The 18,616-nt window shown below is 67.2% G+C and carries 8 protein-coding genes, 2 tRNA genes and 6 pseudogenes; 9 read left to right on the forward strand and 7 right to left on the reverse strand.

Annotation, left to right across the window (positions count from 1 at the left end):
- Nucleotides 1-59 precede the first annotated feature (59 nt).
- From H0I39_RS14865 to H0I39_RS14875, 4 genes and pseudogenes are all read left to right on the forward strand, one after another.
- Nucleotides 60-742, forward strand: a pseudogene (locus tag H0I39_RS14865) (heavy metal response regulator transcription factor).
- 81 nt (nucleotides 743-823) lie between these two features.
- Nucleotides 824-991: pseudogene (locus tag H0I39_RS24210) on the forward strand (heavy metal sensor histidine kinase); the annotation flags it as partial.
- 68 nt (nucleotides 992-1,059) lie between these two features.
- Nucleotides 1,060-2,142: a heavy metal sensor histidine kinase gene (locus H0I39_RS14870; RefSeq protein ID WP_257645812.1), complete on the forward strand. Its 1,083-nt coding sequence runs from the start codon at nucleotides 1,060-1,062 to the stop codon at nucleotides 2,140-2,142.
- A gap of 147 nt (nucleotides 2,143-2,289) precedes the next feature.
- Nucleotides 2,290-2,637, forward strand: coding sequence for a DUF4148 domain-containing protein (locus tag H0I39_RS14875; protein WP_180551020.1), 348 nt, complete (start codon nucleotides 2,290-2,292; stop codon nucleotides 2,635-2,637).
- 68 nt (nucleotides 2,638-2,705) lie between these two features.
- Here the strand turns inward: H0I39_RS14875 and H0I39_RS22400 are convergent, their stop codons facing one another.
- The 7 genes and pseudogenes from H0I39_RS22400 to hpnC all read right to left on the reverse strand — a co-directional run bounded on the left by H0I39_RS22400 (nucleotide 2,706) and on the right by hpnC (nucleotide 10,919).
- Entirely contained in the window at nucleotides 2,706-4,691 is a 1,986-nt protein-coding gene (locus tag H0I39_RS22400; protein ID WP_257645813.1) for a DUF3363 domain-containing protein, read from the reverse strand.
- Between the two features lie 521 nt (nucleotides 4,692-5,212).
- Nucleotides 5,213-7,137, reverse strand: a pseudogene (locus tag H0I39_RS14890) (tyrosine-type recombinase/integrase).
- Nucleotides 7,138-7,376: 239 nt separating this feature from the next.
- Nucleotides 7,377-7,450: transfer RNA gene (locus H0I39_RS14895), tRNA-Gly, on the reverse strand.
- A gap of 20 nt (nucleotides 7,451-7,470) precedes the next feature.
- The gene (locus H0I39_RS24215) at nucleotides 7,471-7,668 is read right to left on the reverse strand and encodes an FAD-dependent oxidoreductase (protein WP_180551021.1); all 198 of its coding nucleotides are present in this window, start codon (nucleotides 7,666-7,668) and stop codon (nucleotides 7,471-7,473) included.
- Nucleotides 7,665-8,810: a hydroxysqualene dehydroxylase gene (locus H0I39_RS14905; RefSeq protein WP_180551022.1), complete on the reverse strand. Its 1,146-nt coding sequence runs from the start codon at nucleotides 8,808-8,810 to the stop codon at nucleotides 7,665-7,667. Before H0I39_RS14905 ends, H0I39_RS24215 begins: the two co-directional genes overlap by 4 nt.
- Nucleotides 8,811-9,099: 289 nt before the next feature.
- Nucleotides 9,100-9,953, reverse strand: a pseudogene (hpnD, locus tag H0I39_RS14910) (presqualene diphosphate synthase HpnD).
- A gap of 37 nt (nucleotides 9,954-9,990) precedes the next feature.
- Nucleotides 9,991-10,919: pseudogene (gene hpnC, locus H0I39_RS14915) on the reverse strand (squalene synthase HpnC).
- Between hpnC and H0I39_RS14920 the strand changes: the two are divergent.
- The 5 genes and pseudogenes from H0I39_RS14920 to tig all read left to right on the forward strand — a co-directional run bounded on the left by H0I39_RS14920 (nucleotide 10,873) and on the right by tig (nucleotide 18,374).
- Nucleotides 10,873-11,925, forward strand: coding sequence for an NADPH:quinone oxidoreductase family protein (locus H0I39_RS14920; RefSeq protein ID WP_257646180.1), 1,053 nt, complete (start codon nucleotides 10,873-10,875; stop codon nucleotides 11,923-11,925). The pseudogene hpnC and the gene H0I39_RS14920 sit on opposite strands and share 47 nt — an antisense overlap.
- 462 nt (nucleotides 11,926-12,387) lie before the next feature.
- A complete protein-coding gene (locus tag H0I39_RS14925) occupies nucleotides 12,388-13,557 on the forward strand; it encodes an efflux RND transporter periplasmic adaptor subunit (RefSeq protein ID WP_180551024.1) in 1,170 nt (389 codons plus the stop codon).
- An 8-nt stretch (nucleotides 13,558-13,565) separates the two neighbouring features.
- Nucleotides 13,566-16,774 (forward strand): annotated as a pseudogene (locus H0I39_RS14930) (efflux RND transporter permease subunit); the annotation flags it as partial.
- Nucleotides 16,775-16,955: 181 nt separating this feature from the next.
- Nucleotides 16,956-17,040: transfer RNA gene (locus tag H0I39_RS14935), tRNA-Leu, on the forward strand.
- 26 nt (nucleotides 17,041-17,066) lie between these two features.
- Nucleotides 17,067-18,374 (forward strand): trigger factor, encoded by a 1,308-nt coding sequence (tig, locus tag H0I39_RS14940; protein ID WP_180551025.1) that lies wholly within the window; start codon nucleotides 17,067-17,069, stop codon nucleotides 18,372-18,374.
- The last annotated feature ends 242 nt before the right edge of the window (nucleotides 18,375-18,616 follow it).

The raw sequence follows: 18,616 nt of genomic DNA on the forward strand, positions 1-18,616 counted from the left end.
CGTGTCGGCAGCCATCCAACGCGGCACACTTGCGTGGGGACCTTTAACGGAGCATGCGGGTGAAGATACTGATCGTCGAAGACGAGCCCAAGACTGGTGAATATTTGCGCCAGGGCTTGAGCGAGGCCGGGTATGTCGCGGACCTGGTGCCCCATGGCACCGATGGGCTGCATATGGCCTTGCACGGTGCCTACGACCTCGTGATCCTGGATGTCATGCTGCCCGGGCTGAACGGCTGGCAGGTGCTGCAATCGTTGCGCGAGCGCGGCCTGCAGATGCCAGTGCTGTTCCTGACCGCACGCGACCAGGTGGAGGATCGCGTCAAGGGGCTGGAGCTTGGTGCCGACGATTATCTGGTCAAGCCGTTCTCGTTCGCGGAGCTGTTGGCCCGCGTGCGCATCATCTTGCGCCGCAGCCCGGCGGGCAACGAAAGCACCATGTTGCGGGTTGCCGATCTGGAGCTGGATCTGCGGCGCCGCCGGGTCTCGCGCAACGGCAAGCGCGTGGACCTGACGGCCAAGGAGTTCGGTCTGCTGGAACTCTTGATGCGGCGCCACGGTGAGGTGTTGCCACGCTCCTGATCGCATCGCAGGTGTGGGATATGAACTTCGACAGCGACACCAACGTGATCGAAGTGGCGATGCGCCGATTGCGCGTGAAGATCGACGAGGGCCACCCGGTCAAGCTGATCCAGACCGTGCGCGGCATGGGTTATGTGCTCGACGTACCGCAGGAGGAATAGGTGTTGATTCGCGCTCGTTGGGGTCGGTTGCCGCTGACGCAGCGCCTGACCCTGCTCTTCACTGCGGTAGCGGCTTCGGTGGTGCTGGGTCTTGGCGCCTTGTTCCTGGTGGAGACCGAGCGGCACTTCGTGGAGCTGGATCAGATAACACTGGAAGACAAGCGGCATCTGATCGAGGAAATACTGCGCAATGCAAGCTCGGCAGACGACACGCGCTGGCGCCTGGGTGAGGCGCTGAGCTATCACCATGACCTTTTCGCCCTGGTGCAAGATGGGCGGGGTGCGGTGATCTTTCAGTCCCCGGGGTTCATTTCCCCATGCGCGGCGACAAGCCCCTGCGCGTCGGTGAAAACAAGGTGTTCGGGGTGTGGCGGCACGGCGATGCCAGGTTTCATACACTGGCCTTTCAGGCAGCTACTGCCTACTCCAGCCCCCTGACGGTCTGGATCGCTGCGGATACGGATCACCACACGCAGTTTCTCGACCGCCTGCGGCGCAGCTTGACCCTGTATGTGCTCGCCGCCATCACCCTCTGCGGCTTGCTCTCATGGTTCGCCGCGCGCCAGGGGCTGGCGCCCTTGCGCGACATGAAGTCACGGGCCGCCAGGGTGACGGGCCAGAAGCTCGGCGAGCGCATGCCCGTGCAGGCCGTGCCGGTAGAAATGGCCGACCTGGCGCAAGAGCTGAACCGCATGCTGGATCGGCTGCAGGAGGACTTCCAGCGCCTGACCGATTTCGCGTCAGACCTCGCGCACGAGCTGCGCACCCCCATCAGCAATCTGTTGACGCAAACCCAGGTGGCGCTGGCGACCAAGCGCGATGCTGCAACCTACCGCGACATCCTGGCCTCGAACGCCGAGGAATTTCAGCGTTTGGCGCGCATGGTGTCCGACATGCTGCTGCTGGCCAAGACCGCGCGTGGCGTAGACCTGCCGCACAAGGAGCGGTTCTCCGCCCGCCTGGACGGGCTGGCGCTACTCGACTTCTACGAGGCCGTGGCCGAGGAAAAGCACATCCGGCTGCGGCTGGAAGGCGATGGCGAGATCGAAGGTGACCGCCTGATGTTCCGCCGCGCGGTCAGCAACCTGCTGTCCAACGCCCTGCGCCACGCGCCCGAAGCCGGCGACGTCACCATCCGCATCGCTGCCACAGCACAGGCCACGACGGTGGCCGTGGAAAACACCGGCGCCGACATCGATGCCAAGATCCTGCCCCGGCTATTTGACCGTTTCTACCGCGCCGATGCGTCCAGGACCCATCTGGACACTGACGGATCGGGCTTGGGTTTGGCCATCACGCGCGCCATCGCCGAGGCCCACGGCGGCCGCGTCACCGTCACATCATCCAATGGACGTACATGCTTTGCCCTGGTGTTTCCGCATCGTGCGATCCAAGCATGACGCTGACCACGAGGAAAGCTGTCGGAAATGTCATTCGGCTGTCTAGGTTTTGTTGGGTAGGGGTTTCTACCATGAACACATCTCCTCAGCGCCTAACCAAGGCATGAGAGATGCAAGTTTCATCCACCTTCGTCAGGAGCTTCAATCATGACCCAACAACGCCTCTCCCTTTCTTCCATGATCGCCGCCGCGGCCGCAGTGGCTGCCCTGGGCCTTCCAGGGATGGCTTCGGCAGCGTACGAGCATCCCGCCAACAACGAAAAGGGCGTCATCGTTCATCCAGAACACTTCAAGAGCGAGAAAACCCGCGCCCAAGTCAAGGCGGAGGCCGAAGCTCCGATGCGGGAAGGCCGCCTTTCTTATGGTGAGAGCAACTACCCGATCCGCACGCCCGATGCAGGTCCTGGCAAGACGCGTGAGCAAGTGATCAACGAACTGCGCAGCGAGTCGCCTGTCGAACGCGACGCGCGTCTGCGCCTCTACTACCGGGGTTGATGGCCCCCAGTTGGGGTGGCAGCGGATTACGTTGAATCCATTCTGTGGGATCGTTGACATCAGCCTGACTAACTTGGGGACAGCCCAGGCCGGCGTCCAACTTCCCAAGACACCCCACCGCCGCGTCCCGTCGCGGCGAGCTGCTGCCCCAGCCGGTGCTCGATCACCGGCTTCCAAGGCACCAGGCTGAACCCCATGCCATCATCGAGCATCGCGTAGCGCCCGCTGGCGAGCATGACGCTGCGCCTGTAGATGCCGGACACGCGCTGCCCGTCTGCCGTTGGGCGATGCTCCAGGCCGGTGTCGGCGGCAATGTCCTTGGCAGCCTGCGCCACCTCACGGTTGCGCAGTGTGCCCGGCAGGTTGCGCGCCAGGATCACCTGCTGCCCGCGCCGCTCAGCCAATCCCAGTTCGGCCAGGAAGTCGGCGCGCTGCTGCAACGCCTGCTTGACCTCACTGCCAAAGCCCAGGTCGCCCAACCCCTTGCCTCCGCCGATCAATTGCTGATCCAGCCAGGTGGCGCCGATGATGCGCGCTTGTCGCTCGATGGGCAGGTGCGATTTCAACTCCACGGCCACGCCGCCCAGGCGCTGGGCGTCGTACTGGCGACCACGTTCGGCCAAGTCGTCCGGCACCTTCCACAGCCCTTCGGCCACGCGCTCCACGATGCCCGCCCGACGCAGGGCTTTGAGCCGCCGAATATGGGCCGCCACGACTTCCTGCGGATCGCGGCCGGGCACGGCCTGGCCCTGCGCGATGGCAAGGTGATGGTCGGTGCGGTACAGGCCACCGCTCGCCAGCGCGGTGATGTTCTTGTCGGCCGCGCGCACGTCGGCCGAACCCTTCACCTCCACCACGGCTCCGGCCGGGTAGTTCGCCAGCTCGTCACGGGCATTGAGCGCGACGTAGTGGGCCTTGCCGTCCACGCCGTCGATGACCAGATAGCCCCGGTCGTGCAGTTCGTCGGCCAGCCCTTTCGCGGCGACACGCCCGATGATCGTGCGGCCATCGTCGCCCGGCTCGAACACCGCCAGCTCGCGCGGCTGGCCGCTCATGGCACGCTGCATGGTGCGGATGATGTCGCCGCGCTCGCCCAGGGCGCGCAAGGTCTTCTCGGCATCGGCATGAATGGCCCAGGTGCCGGGCTGCACTTCATCGGCCAGGCCCAGGCGCTGCAAGCGCTGCAGGCGGCCGATCAGCAGCAGGCGCTGGCGGTGCAGTCGTGGCTCGTTGAAGCGTTCAATCTGCACTTGCGCTCTCCGAGAGCTGCGGCGTGTCCGGTCGTGCGAAGCACGCGGACATGCCTGCATTGGCGCGGGGCTCGCGCCCCACGCGGCACGGCGGCGAAGCCGCTCCGTGCCGCGCCACTCCCACGTGCAGACTGGCTTTGCGGGCCGACAGGTGCCGCACCCTTTGTCTTGCCTTCCGCATTTGCCTCCCGCATCCGCTCCCGGCAATTGCGGCCCGGTGGCGCGGCTGTACCGACAGCCAGCGCCCCGGCGAACGCAGCGATGGCCGAAGGCCAGCCGCGTTCGAGGCAAGACGCCTGCACGTTGGACGGCTGCGCCGGAGGCAGCGCGAAGTGCGGTGTCCAATGCGAAGTATTGGCACCGGCACTGCACGCGCGACGACACGGCGACGGCCAGCCGCTCGATCAGGATCGCCTGTCCAGTTTCCATGGTGATGAAAGGATGCGCCATGCGTTCGCCACGGCTGAACAGGAATCCTGGCCGGTGCTCGGGATAGTGGGTGCGCATCCAGCGCTTCAGATCGACATGGCGAACGGTCAAGTCTGGCGACTGCAGCAGCTTCGGGTCATTGAGCGTGATCCCGTTGTGGCCGTAGGGCAGCTCCCCGTTGAGGATGCCGTCATAGATGCGCTCCGAGTACAGCCGGCACTCATTCCATCGCGGGCAATTCAACGATGGAGGCAGGAAGCGCGGTGATGCGATCGCGGCCAGGATCATCGGCAGGTACCGCAGCAACCCGGCCCACCGTATGGCGGCTTCGATGGGACGATAGAACACCTTCGATGTTGGAATGTCCTTGTGCATGTCTTCGTCTCCTTTCGGAAGCGCTACATCACCGGCTCCTTTCTTGCCCTGCCAAGGGCTGTTGTGTCGTTATGACCTGCGGCGGTTGCCTGGAACGATGCCCTGATAGTAGGCGGGCGAGATGATTGGCATCCGCCGCAGGTGGCCTCGTCTTGCTCGATGTGCAAGAATCGATCGGGTGCCGGCCCATCGAGCGATGAGGACGCAGGCTCGATATTGGCGCTCACGGTACCAGCGTCATGGGTGGCGCAAAGCCCATCAAGACCGATTCGATATGGCTTGATATTCGCACGGTTTCACGAAGAACGCGGATAGGAATTTGATGCCTAATGTCCACGATTGGCTGGGTGAATCCGGGGCGCTCATGCCTACTCGGAATGCTGATATAGCCATATAGCATCACGTGACATCGAGCTGTGCTGGTCAACGGCCTGACATTGGATAGCCCCAGCGCCTACTGGCTGCGTTGATCGACATTGCCGCTTAGCCGGCAGGACGACGGGGCCGCCCAGCCTACTCACTTAGGGCGCGGCCAAGTCTTCGGGCGCATCGACCATCATGGCCTTTTGCACCAACTGCTGCACGGTCTGCCTGGCGTGCATCGGCAAGTCCGCATGCGCGGCAAGCTCATCGGCCTCAATGCTCTGCGCGGCTACCAGGCGAGCTGCAAGGTGTAGGTTTGTCGGGCCGACCGCCTCGATGGCAGGGAGTTTGCCCAAGGCGTCGTATGGCCGCAGAAGCGCGTGGTAAATGTGCCAGGTATCGATGCTTCTCGGCACCTGCTTCAAGATGGCCTGAATCAGCTTGCGTTTGAGGGGTCGAGCTGCCAGTCCGGAACACGCTGCCCGCGGTTTCCCATCTGAATCGACAGCAAATTGCCTGCCTGAATTTCGTAGGAGATCCAGCGGCGCGACTTGCCCACCAGCTTGGCGTACTCGGGCACCGGCAGATTGTGCGGCGCCTCGAACGTTTCCAGCAACTGCAACCGCTCGCGCTGTACTTCCGAGAGCCTGGGCCGCGCGTATTCGGGCAGATGCACGGCAGACAGCCGGTGCACGGAAGCCGGAACCGCTGGCGCATCGGGTATCGGAGCAACGATCAACTGGGGAGCGTTGGGGTTCAGGACAGGCGGATGCGCGGCCGCATGCCCGGCAATAGTGGGCAGGCCCTGCAGCGTGATGGTCAGGTGCGTGCTGGCAACTTCGACCTGATTTTGCTCGAACAAATCCAGACGGTCCGCCCAGTCCTGCATCATGACGCGACGCTGCTCCACGTACTCGGCGTGGTTGTAGGTCGCGCTGGTCTTGTCCGGGTCAGCATGTGAGAGTTGTGCATCCACCCACTTTGGCGGATATCCCAATTCATTGAGCGCGGTCGAGATGGTGGCACGGATGCCATGCCCGGTGAGTTGGTCTTCGTATCCCATGCGTTTGAGCCCGCCGTTGAACGTGTTCTCGCTGATGCGGCTCTTGAGGTCCCAGTCGCCGGGAATGAGGTAAACCTGCGCTGGCTTGAATTTCTCCAGCAGATGCCGAACGATTTCCTGCGCCTGCAACGACAACGGCACGATGTACGGCGGAATGTCAGTGAAGCGCTGGCGCTTCTTCTTGGTGAGCTGCTTGCGTTGCTTGAGCCTGACGACGGGGATGATCCACAGGCCCCGATCCAGATCGAACTGGTCTGGCGTGGCGTAGCGCAGCTCGCCGGTGCGCACGCCCGTGAGCAGCAGCAACCGCAGACCCAGTTGCGTGTTGAGGCGGCCACGGTACTTGCGCAGCGTCTGCAGCATCGCCGGCAGTTCGGGCATGCGCAGGAAGGGATTGTTTTCGACCGGCGGCAGCGGCATCGCCACCACATCCAGATCCTTGGACGGGTTGTCGCCCATGTTGGGCACCATCACCGAGGCGTAGGTGAATAGCTGGGTGAACCAAGTGCGCAGCTTCTCGGCCACCGAAAAAGACCCACGCTTTTCCACTCTGCCGATGATGTCCAGCAGATGCGCACGGGTGACGTCGTAGATGGTCAGGTGCCGGAGAACCGGAAATACGTCCTTCTTGAAAACGCGCTCGATCTGCTTCGGTGTGCTTTGCCGTCCTTCATCTTCCAGAGACAGGCTACGGTGGGCCAGCCATTTGTCATAGATGGCCTTGAAGGTGTGCTCGCCCGCCAGAACGATGGCGTGGCGCTTGCGCTTGCGGTCGGAGTGCGGGTTGACACCCTTGGCCAGAAGTGCCCGGGCCTCGTCGCGCAGATCACGGGCGTCTTTCAGGGAAAGGGCGGGATAGCCGCCGAAGGACATGCGCTCGCGCTTGCCGCCCCAGGTGAAGCGGAAGTGCCACGCCTTGAAGCCGTTGGCTGAAATGTGGAGGTAAAGGCCATCGAAATCGGCAAGCGCATACGCCTTGCCGCTCGTCTTGGCCTGTCGTACCTGGAGGTCTGAAAGCATGAACCAACTCCTGCGAAGCGAGTTGGATGCCATGTTCCCGAGCGGACCCCGGCTCCTCCAGAAACAATGCGGAACTGAGAACCTCCGCATTGCCGATGTACCACTCAATGTACCGTTTCGATGCGGCTGGGAGTGGATTTCGCTGGAAGTCAGCAGATCGAGATCAGCTAAAAATCTCAATCCTGACAAGCACTTACGATGTTCCTTGGCGTTCGGCGGAAGGCCCTGGAAAGTCGAAGTGGAGCGGGCGATGGGAATCGAACCCACGTCTTGAGCTTGGGAAGCTCAGGTCCTGCCATTGAACGACGCCCGCGCGATGGCTGAGCGGCGATTCTAGCGGAGCGCCTCGGCCGCCTGCAGGCCGCTGCGCACGGCGCCTTCCAGCGTGGCGGGGTAGGGGCCGGCGATGTAGTCGCCGGAGGCCAGCAGGCCCGGCGCGATGGCGCTGGCGGGGCGCTGCAGGCCGGGCGTGCAGGCGAAGGTGGCGCGCTTTTCGGTGATGGTGAGCAGCGGCGTGACCTGCACCTTCAAGTGCCGCGCGGCCTGCGCGGTGATGGCGGCCTGCAGCGTGGCGCGCTCGCCCTGGCTGTCGCTGACGACGAAGGCGAGCAGGCGCGTGGGCTGCGCGGCAGGCGTGATGGCGTCGCGGTCGAACACGAACTGGGCCGGCGCATCCACACCGGGGCGCAGCGCCAGCATGGGCGCGCGCAGGCGCGGGCGGGCGCGGCGGCCTGGGCGTACACGGTGGTGATGGCCTGGTGCCGCAATTGGGCGGCGCCATGGGCCCAGGCGTGGAGCTGGTTTGCTATCGAAGGCGCAGCTGCCTGCGCAGACTGGACGGCGATTTGCACCGCATTCGATGCGGAAGTAGCGACGAGCACGCGGTCGAACGGCTGGCCGTCGATGTGCCAGTGCGGGGCCTCCCAGTGCAGCGCGTCGACGCGCTGGCCGGCGACGACGCGGGCGCCGCGTGCGCTGATCCAGCGCGCCGCGGACTGCGGAAACAGCGCGCTCAGGTCCACGCGCGGCAGCAGCAGGTTGGACCCGCCGCGCTGGCTGAACAGTGCGTCGTGCAGCACGCGCAGGAATACCTGCGCGCTGGATTGGGCGATGGGCGTGTTGAGCGCGGACACGCACAGCGGCTCGATGAATTCATCGCGCAGGCGCTGCGGCAAGGCGGCGCACAGGTCGGCCACGCTGAGCTGCTCGTCGCACTGAAAGCCCGCACGCTGCCAGCCCAGCGCCGCGCGCAGCAGCGCCAGCCGCTCGCGCCAGGCCCAGCCGCGCGCGGCCAGGATGCCGGCGGCGGCGTCCAGCGGGGCGGGCCAGTCGGGCAGGGCGAGGCCGCTGCCGTCGGGGTATTGCAGCGCCAGCGGGCGGCGCAGCAGGGCGGTGTCGGGGTCGACGCCGACGGTGCGCATGAGGCGCAGGCTGTCGCTGTAGGCGCCGATCAGGATGTGCTGGCCGTTGTCGACCATGACTTCGCGTCCGTCGGGCAGCGCCAGCGCCACGCCGCGCGCGCGGCCGCCCAGGGTGCGGGCGGCCTCGAACACCGTGACGTGGTGCCCCAGTTCCACCGCGCGCACGGCCGCGGCCATGCCGGCCCAACCGGCGCCGAGGATGGCAAGGCGCAAGGGCGCGGTGGACGGTGCGGGTGGGGAAGGCTTCATCATCCAGAACGCTGGGTCAGCAACAAGTCTTGGAAAGCGCTGTGGGAGCGGGTTTGCCCGCGATTAAGCGCTGGTTGCCACGAGTCGCTTGATCGCGGGCAAGCCCGCTCCCACACAGCGGATACGGGCGGCGCGTCATCCAGAGCATCTTGATGAGCTATGAAAAACGATAGCTGGTCGCGCCCGCCAGCAAACAGTTTCAGAACATTTTCGCTTCAAATCATTGCTGTACGGGCGCAAGACACTATCAATTCATGAGTCGCCGCAGAGCGGACTGAGCGCCTGGCCCGGTTCAGAAGCGCCCTAAAGCCTGCATCTTCCACGCCAGCCACAGCTTGCGCAGCGGTGTCAGGGCGATGCGCTGGTGCAGTACCTGGAAGTCGCTGGCCTCGACTTCGCGCAGCAGCGTGCGGTAGATGCTGGCCATCATCAGGCCGGGCTTCTGGCTGCGGCGGTCGGCGGCGGGCAGCAGGGCCAGGGCCTCGTCGTACAGGGCGTGCGCGCGCTCGGCCTGGAACTTCATCAGCGCCGTGAAGCGCTCGGAATACACGCCTTTCAGGATCTCGTGCGCCTTCACGTCGAATTGCTGCAGCTCGTTCACCGGCAGGTAGATGCGGTCGCGCCGCGCGTCTTCGCCGACGTCGCGGATGATGTTGGTGAGCTGGAAGGCCAGGCCCAGTTTGTGCGCATATTCGGTGGTTTTGGCGTCGACTTGGCCGAAGATGCGTGCAGATACCTCCCCACGATGCCGGCGACGAGGTGGCAATACTTTTCAAGCGCGGCAAAGTCGAGGTAGCGCGTCTGCGTCAGGTCCATTTGGCAGCCTTCGATGATGGCCAGCAGATGCCGCGCCTCGATGCCGAATTCGGCCGCGTGCGGCATCAGCGCCTGCATCACCGGGTGCGAGGGCTGGCCGGCGTAGGCGCGGCCCACCTCGGACTGCCACCACGCCAATTTTGTGGCGGCCACGCCGGGGTCGCTGACTTCGTCCACCACGTCATCGACCTCGCGGCAGAAGGCGTAGAACGCCGTGATGGCGGCGCGGCGCGGCGGCGGCAGAAACAGAAAGGCGTAATAGAAGCTGCTGCCCGAGGCGGCGGCTTTCTGCTGGACGTAGTCCTGCGGGGATTGGACGGCGGAAGTCACGCGGGGGATTGTCCCATCGGCTTGCGGGGCGGCGGCCTCACATCCACAACATGCGCCACAGGATGACGGGCGCATCGGCCGTGCCGACGGTGGGGCGGTGCTCGAGCGTGCGGTGGTTGAGTGCGGCGATCTTGTCGAGGATGCGCAGGCCGCCTTGCACCACGGCGCGCAGCTCCCACCCGGCGCGGCCGGGGATGCGGTGCACGAGTTTCAAGCCTTTTTGCATGCTGGCCCTTGCGTGGCGGGCGCAGGCAGCTATCAATTGCGTAGTATTCTCGTCAGAGCGCAGGGCGGCGAACTGCGTGGCGGGGTGGGTGATGGCGATGCCGTGGGCCGCGCAGTCGGCGAGCGGCAGGTAGTAGCGGCCGCGCGGGATGTCGACGCTGAGGTCCTGCCAGAAATTGATGAGCTGCAGCGCGGTGCAGATGGCGTCGCTTTCGGCCAGCGCTTCGTCGCCCGTCACGCCGTACAGGTGCAGCAGCAGGCGGCCCACGGGGTTGGCGCTGCGGCGGCAGTAGTCGAGCAGCTCGGCCATGTCGGCGTAGGCGGCGCCGTCGCGGGTCTTGGCCACGTCCTGCGCGAAGGCGCTGAGCAGGTCGTCCAGCGGCTGCAGGGGCAGGGCGAAGGCCCGCATCTGCGCCGCCAGCGGCGTGAACACGGCGGGCCAGCGCGGCGAGGGTGCGCGCCGCGGGCGATGGCGTGCAGATCGGCACGGTAGGCGGCCAGGTCGGCCAGGCGCTGGGCGGGCGCGGCGTCGCCCTCGTCGGCGATATCGTCGGCCGTGCGCGCGAAGTGGTAGATGGCCGCGATGGGCGGGCGCAGCCGCGGCGGGCACAGCCAGCTGGCGACGGGGAAGTTCTCGTAATGGTCGATGGCGGCGGGGGTTGTCACGCGGCGATTGTCGCTGGCGGCCGTGACGATGCCGCTGCTAAGCTGGCGCGGCCACTTCGTCAGGACACACGCCATGCAGGCCTTTGCCGGAACCTCGTTCGATTCGCTGGACAGCTACGCGCTGACCGAGTTGCCCGTGCCCGAACCGGGGCCGGGCCAGGTGCGCCTGCGCGTGGCCGCCACGGCGCTGGGCTACGTGGATGGCCTGATGGCGCAGGGGCGCTACCAGATCAAACCCCCGCTGCCCTACGTGCCGGGCGGCGAGATCGCGGGTGTGTTGGAGGCGGTGGGCGCGGGCGTCAGCACGCTGGCGGTGGGCGACCGGGTGGTGACCTGGCAGCTGGGCGGCGGCATGGCGGACTGCGTGGTGGTGGATGCGGCCGACGTGGACGGGGTGCCCGGCGATCTGCCCCTGCCGGTGGCGGCGGCGATGCTGGTGGATTACCAGACCGCCCATTTCACGCTGTTCGAGCGCGGGCGCCTGACCGCCACCGACCGTGTGCTGGTGCTGGGCGCCGCCGGTGGCGTGGGCGCGGCGGCGGTGGCGCTGGCGGCGCGCGCGGGGGCGTTCGTGATCGCCGCCGCCGGGGCCGACGACAAGCGCCAGGCCGCGCGGGCGCTGGGCGCGCAGGCCACGGTGGATTACCGCCAGCCCGACTGGCGCGAGGCGCTGAAGGCCTGTGCGCCGGGCGGCGCGGTGGACGTGGTGGTCGATCCGGTGGGCGGCGACGCGTTCGAGCCGGCCTTCCGCTCGCTGGCCAAGGACGGGCGCCACCTGGTGCTGGGCTTTGCCGGCGGCGCCATCGGGCGGCTGCCGGCCAACCTGGCGCTGCTGAAGAACGCCGATCTGCTGGGCGTGGACGTGCGGCACTTTCTGGCCACGCAGCCCGAGCGGGCGCGGCAGGTGCGCGGCTCGCTGTTCCGGCGCGTGCGCGACGGCGTGCTGCCGCCGCCCGGGATGACCCGCTTCACGCTGGCGCAGGCCGCCGATGCGCTGCGCGCCACGCTGTCGCGCGAGCGGCGCGGCAAGGTGGTGGTGGTGCCGCAGGGCGGGGTGGCGGATACAGGCCGGCTGGCCTGAACTTGGTCGGCGGGGCGGCTGAGATCGTTTGGCGCTCCAACGATGACCCATGACCGCGGCTGCCGCCGCATGACCCCTGACGAATGGCGTCTTGGTCACGGAAGCGCAGCGAAGTCAGTTGTCTTTCTTGCTGGATGACTCAACAGTCTCAGACAGCGTTGTGGGAGCGGGCTTGCCCGCGATCAAGCGGCGGTTGCGACGAGATGCCGCATCGCGGGCAAGCCCGCTCCCACACAGCGGATGCGGTCCGCGCGGCATCCGAGACTGCTGGATGGCCAAGCACAAGCATTTTGAAAGCCCATTCGCACGAAGCGGCGGCCAGGGCGCGCTGCAGGGCCGGCCCACGCGCGGCGCGGCCCTGTTCGGCGGCCGGTTTCTTGACAGCCCCAAGCGGCTCCAGTAGATTACTAACCAGTCAGTCATTAATTCTTCACACGGCCCGACCGGGCCATCAAGGACCTTATGCCGCTCGTTTCTCCGCCCTGGCGCGCCCTGGGTGGCGCCTTGCTGGTCGCGTTGCTGGCCGCCTGCGGCAAGGCGCCGCCGCCCGAGGAGCCGGTGCGCGCCGTCAAGCTGGTGACGGTGGGCGAAACGGCCTACGAAGCCGGCCACGAATACGCCGCCGAGGTGCGGGCGCGGGTGGAGTCGCGCCTGGGCTTTCGCGTGGCGGGCAAGATCGTGCGCCGCGCGGTGGAGCCGGGCCAGCGCGTGCAGGCCGGGCAGTTGCTGGCGCAGCTGGATGCACGCGACTACCAGCTGGCCGCCGACGCGGCACGCGCACAGGTGGCGTCGGCCACCACGCAGCGCGACCTGGCGGCGGCGGATTTGAAGCGCTTTCAGTCCCTGCGCGACCAGGGTTTCATCAGCGGCGCCGAGATGGAGCGCCGCAGCGCCCAGCTGAAGGCCGCGCAGGCCACGCTGGACCAGGCGCGGGCGCAGCAGTCGTCGCAGGGCAACCAGGCGGCCTACACGCAGCTGTTGGCCGATGCCGGCGGCGTGGTGACGGGCGTGGACGCCGAGGTCGGCCAGGTGGTGGCCGCCGGCACGCCGGTGGTGCGGCTGGCGCAGGACGGCCCGCGCGACGTGGTGTTTGCCGTGCCCGAAGACCGCGTGGCCGCCGTGCGCGTGGGCCAGCCGGTGACGGTGCGGGCCTGGGCCAGCGATGGCCAATGGCACGGCAGCGTGCGCGAGGTGGCCGCCGCCGCCGACCCGGTGACGCGCACCTACGCCGTGAAGGTGGCGCTGGCGGGCGAGGCGCCGCCACTGGGCGCCACCGTGACGGTGGTGCCGCAGCAAAGCGGCGCGCAGGGCGCGGCGGTGATCAAGCTGCCGACCTCGGCGCTGCGCCGCGAAGGGGCGGGCACGGCGGTGTGGGTGTTCGATGAGGCCAGCAGCAGCGTGCGCTCGCAGCCGGTGCAGGTGGCCGGCGCCGACGGCAACGAGGCTGTGATAGCGGACGGCCTGACGCCGGGCATGCGCGTGGTGGCCAGCGGCGTGCACGTGCTGGCACCGGGGCAGAAGGTCTCGGTTTATCAGTCAAAAACGGCTACAGCACCCGCCAAGACTGCGCAGGCAGCTACCAATAATGTAGCTAACGAGCCCGCGCCGCCGGCCGTTGCCGCGTCGCGCTGAGGGCCCGCATGAGCGAACAAGCCTCGCCCATCGACGGCGCTGCCGCGCCGGAGCAGCCCAAGCCGGGCTTCAACCTGTCGCGCTGGGCGCTGCAGCACCAGGCGCTGGTGCGCTACCTGATGGTGGTGCTGATGCTGCTGGGCGTGGCGGCCTACTTCCAGCTCGGGCAGGACGAGGACCCGCCCTTCACCTTCCGCGTGATGGTGGTGCGCAGCTTCTGGCCCGGCGCCACGGCGGCGCAGGTGGCCGAGCAGGTGACCGACAAGATCGAGCGCACGCTGCAGGAGGTGCCGTATGCCGACAGGATCCGCAGCTACAGCAAGCCGGGCGAGTCGCTGATCATCTTCCAGCTCAAGGACAACTCGCCCCCGCGCGAGGTGCCGCAGGTCTGGTACACGGTGCGCAAGAAGGTGGGCGACATGCGCTTCACCCTGCCGCAGGGCGTGCAGGGGCCGTTCTTCAACGACGACTTCGGCGACGTGTACGGCGTGATCTACGCGCTGTCGGGCGAGGGCTTCAGCTACGCCGAGATCAAGACCTTCGCCGACGACGTGCGCCAGCGCCTGCTGCGCGTGAAGGACGTGGCCAAGGTCGAGCTGTTCGGCGTGCAGGACGAGAAGCTCTACATCGAGATCTCGCAGCGGCGCCTGGCCCAGCTGGGGCTGGACATGAACCAGGTGATCGGCCAGCTGGGCGCGCAGAACGCGGTGGAATCGGCCGGCGCGGTGCAGACGCCGCTGGACGTGATCCAGGTGCGCGTGGGCGGGCAGTTCAACGACGTCGAGCAACTGCGCGCCATGCCGATACGGGGCGCCACGGGCACGCAGCTGCGGCTGGGCGACATGGCCGAGATCACGCGCGGCTACGTCGATCCGCCGCAGGTGAAGGTGCGCCACAACGGGCGCGAGGTGGTGGCGCTGGGCGTGTCGATGGCCAAGGGCGGCGACGTGATCGCGCTGGGCAAGGCGCTGAAGGAAGCCAGCGCGCGCATCGAGCAGTCGCTGCCGCTGGGCGTGGAGCTGGCGCAGATCCAGGACCAGCCGCGCGCGGTGGCCAGCTCGGTGAACGAGTTCGTCAAGGTGCTGATCGAGGCGGTGGTGATCGTGCTGGCGGTGAGCTTTCTCAGCCTGGGGCTGCACAGGCGCGCGGGCCGGCAGCCGCTGTGGCGCCGCTGGACGCTGGACATGCGCCCCGGCCTGGTGGTGGGCATCACCATTCCGCTGGTGCTGGCGGTGACATTCCTGTTCATGCAGTACTGGGGCATCGGGCTGCACAAGATCTCGCTCGGCTCGCTCATCATCGCCCTGGGCCTGCTGGTGGACGACGCCATCATCGCCATCGAGATGATGGTGCGCAAGATGGAGGAGGGCTACGACAAGTTCCGCGCCGCCACCTTCGCCTACGAGATCACCGCCATCCCCATGCTGACGGGCACGCTGATCACGGCGGTGGGCTTTCTGCCCATCGGGCTGGCCAAGTCGATGACGGGCGAATACACCTTCGCCATCTTCGCCGTCACGGTGATCGCGCTGCTGGTGAGCTGGGTGGCATCGGTGGTGTTCGTGCCGCTCTTGGGCGCCTGGCTGTTGCGCGTGCCGCCGCACGTGGCCGCGGCGCGCGCGCAGGCGCTGAACAGCGGCGAGCCGGCGGTCCATCAGCCGCACGAGGTGTTCGACACGCCGTTCTACAACAGCTTCCGGCGCCTGGTGCGCTGGTGCGTGGTGCACCGCTGGCTCACCATCGGCGCCACGGCGGCGCTGTTCGGCCTGGGCGTGTTCGGCATGACCAAGGTGCAGCAGCAGTTCTTCCCGGATTCGGTGCGGCCGGAAATCCTGGTCGACCTGTGGTCGCCCGAGGGCACCTCGTTCGCCGCCACCGAGGATGTCGCCAGGCGCGCGGAGGCCCGGTTGCTGGCCGAGCCCGGCGTGACCGGCGTGACGCAGTGGATCGGCGCCGGCGTGCCGCGCTTCTACCTGCCGCTGGACCAGATCTTTCCGCAGACCAACGTGTCGCAGTTGATCGTGATGCCGCATGACCTGGCCACGCGAGCGCAACTGCTCAAGCAGATTCCGGCGGTGCTGGCACAGGAATTTCCCGAGGTGCGCGGCCGCGTCAAGCTGCTGCCCAACGGGCCGCCGGTGGCCTACCCGGTGCAGTTCCGCGTGATCGGCCCCGACCCGGCGCGCCTGCGCGCGCACGCCGACGAGGTGGTGGCCGCGCTGCGCGAAAGCCCCAACACGCGCGGCGTGAACGACAACTGGAACGAGTCGGTCAAGACCATGCGGCTGGAGGTGGACCAGGACAAGGCGCGCGCCCTGGGCGTGACCAGCCAGTCCATCGCCCAGGCCGGCCGCGTGATGCTGAGCGGCAGCACCGTGGGCCAGTACCGCGAGGGGACAAGCTGATCGACATCGTGCTGCGCCAGCCGCTCGCCGAGCGCGACGCCATCACCGACATCGCCAACGCCTACCTGCCCACGGCCAGCGGCAAATCGATCCCACTGACGCAGATCGCCAAACCCATGTTCGCCTGGGAGCCCGGCGTGCTGTGGCGCGAGAACCGCGACTACGCCATCACCGTGAACGCCGACGTGGTGGAGGGCCTGCAGGGCGCCACGGTGACCAACCAGCTGCTGCCCGGCCTGCGCGCGCTGGAGGCCGGGTGGGCGCGCGCGGGCGACACGGGCTACCGCATCGAGGTGGCCGGCGCGGTGGAGGAAACCAGCAAGGGCTCGGCCTCGATCGCCGCCGGCGTGCCCGTTATGCTGTTCATCACCTTCACGCTGTTGATGCTGCAGTTGCACAGCTTCAGCCGCGCCATGCTGGTGTTCCTGACCGGGCCGCTGGGGCTGGCCGGCGTGGCGGCGGCGCTGCTGGTGCTGAACCGGCCGTTCGGCTTCGTGGCGCTGCTGGGCGTGATCGCGCTGATGGGCATGATCCAGCGCAACTCGGTGATCCTGATCGACCAGATCGAGCTGGACCGTGCACGCGGCGTGCCCACGTGGGACGCCATCGTCGAAGCCGCCGTGCGGCGCCTGCGCCCCATCGTGCTGACGGCTGCCGCGGCGGTGCTGGCCATGATCCCGCTGTCGCGCAGCGTGTTCTGGGGGCCGATGGCAGTGGCCATCATGGGCGGGCTGATCGTGGCCACGGCGCTGACGCTGCTGGCGTTGCCGGCGATGTACGCCGCATGGTTCCGGGTGAAACCCGGAACACCGGCGTTCCATGAATCCGCCCCGGCGGGGCCGCGCGCAGCGCGTGACCCGCATGGTTCCGGGTCAGGCCCCCGCAGCCCACGCTGGCCTGAGCGGGCGGCCCGTGTCCGGGTAAAATGCTCGGTTCGCCAGATTCCGTCGGGCGGTTGCAGCCCTGCGACCGCCTGCCTTGTTTCAGCTCGTCGCGCGGGTGGCGAAATTGGTAGACGCACCAGGTTTAGGTCCTGACGCCCGCAAGGGTGTGGGGGTTCGAGTCCCCCCGCGCACCACGATATCAACCTTGAGAGAGAACACCATGGCCGTGAATGTCGAAACCCTTGAAAAGCTCGAGCGCAAGATGACGCTGACGCTGCCCGTCGAATCCATCCAGAGCGAGGTCGACGCGCGCCTGCGCAAGCTGGCCCGCACCGTGAAGATGGACGGCTTCCGCCCCGGCAAGGTGCCGATGAGCGTGGTGGCGCGCCAGTACGGCTACTCGGTGCAGTACGAGGTGATGAACGACAAGGTGGGCGAGGCTTTCTTCAACGCCGCCAACGAAGCGAACCTGCGCGTGGCCGGCCAGCCCACCATCACCGAGAAGGAAGGCGCGCCCGAGGGCCAGATGGCGTTCGACGCGGTGTTCGAGGTGTTCCCCGAGGTGAAGATCGCTGACCTGGCGACGGCCGAGATCGAGAAGGTGGCCGCCGACGTGAGCGACGAGGCCATCGAGCGCACCATCGACATCCTGCGCAAGCAGCGCCGCAGCTTTGCCCAGCGCGCCAAGGACGCCGCCGCCGAGGACGGCGACCGCGTGACCATCGACTTCGCCGGCAAGATCGACGGCGAGCCGTTCGAGGGCGGCAAGGCCGAGGACTTCCAGTTCGTGGTCGGCGAGGGCCAGATGCTGAAGGAGTTCGAGGACGCTGTGCGCGGCATGAAGGTGGGCGAAAGCAAGACCTTCCCGCTGGCCTTCCCCGAGGACTACCACGGCAAGGACGTGGCCGGCAAGACCGCCGACTTCATGGTCACCGTGAGCAAGATCGAGGCATCGCACCTGCCCGAGGTGAACGAGCAGCTGGCCAAGTCGCTGGGCGTGGCCGACGGCACCGTCGAGGGCCTGCGCAGCGACATCCGCAAGAACCTGGAGCGCGAGGTCAAGTTCCGCCTGAACCAGCGCAACAAGCAGGCCGTGATGGATGCGCTGGTGGCCAAGGCCGAGCTGGACATCCCCAAGTCCAGCGTGCAGGCCGAGATCGACCGCATGACGCAGGCCACCCGCGCCGACCTGAAGGCGCGCGGCATCAAGGATGTCGAGAAGCTGCCGATCCCCGAGGACACCTTCCGCCCGCAGGCCGAGCAGCGCGTGCGTCTGGGCCTGGTGGTGGCCGAACTGGTGAAGACGCAGAACCTGCAGGCCACGCCCGAGCAGCTGAAGGCCCAGGTCGAGGAGCTGGCCGCCAGCTACGAGAAGCCCGACGAGGTGGTGCGCTACTACTACGCCGACAACCGCCGCCTGGCCGACGTCGAGGCCATGGTGATCGAGAACAATGTGACCGACTACGTGCTGAAGCAGGCCAAGGTGACCGACAAGGCGCTGGGCTTTGACGAGCTGATGGGGCAATAACTGACGTACCCCTGAGAGGCGCTGACGCGCCTTCCCCAAGGTGGACAACGCTGGTGGCAGGGGAAACCCCGGCCACGGCGTTTCTGCATGGCCTGCTCCGCGGCCACCTGGTGCGGGCTTGCTGCGCAGCCCGCCGAGTGAGGCGATCCCTGAAATGGGAGATTGCTACGTATAAGATAGCTGTTGGCGCTGAATTGGCGGGCGCTCAAGGCCAATTTGGCATTGAACCTGCAGGCCACGGC

The organism is Ottowia beijingensis (assembly GCF_013423955.1).
Taxonomy (GTDB): Bacteria; Pseudomonadota; Gammaproteobacteria; order Burkholderiales; family Burkholderiaceae_C; genus Ottowia; species Ottowia beijingensis.

Bases quoted from the DNA above. Each gene is read 5' to 3' on its own strand.
- H0I39_RS14905 (WP_180551022.1), bottom strand. From the start codon at position 8,810: ATGATGAAGCCTTCCCCACCCGCACCGTCCACCGCGCCCTTGCGCCTT.
- H0I39_RS14925 (WP_180551024.1), top strand. From the start codon at position 12,388: ATGCCGCTCGTTTCTCCGCCCTGGCGCGCCCTGGGTGGCGCCTTGCTG.
- H0I39_RS14920 (WP_257646180.1), top strand. From the start codon at position 10,873: ATGCCGCTGCTAAGCTGGCGCGGCCACTTCGTCAGGACACACGCCATG.
- H0I39_RS22400 (WP_257645813.1), bottom strand. From the start codon at position 4,691: ATGCACAAGGACATTCCAACATCGAAGGTGTTCTATCGTCCCATCGAA.
- H0I39_RS14870 (WP_257645812.1), top strand. From the start codon at position 1,060: ATGCGCGGCGACAAGCCCCTGCGCGTCGGTGAAAACAAGGTGTTCGGG.
- H0I39_RS14875 (WP_180551020.1), top strand. From the start codon at position 2,290: ATGACCCAACAACGCCTCTCCCTTTCTTCCATGATCGCCGCCGCGGCC.
- tig (WP_180551025.1), top strand. From the start codon at position 17,067: ATGGCCGTGAATGTCGAAACCCTTGAAAAGCTCGAGCGCAAGATGACG.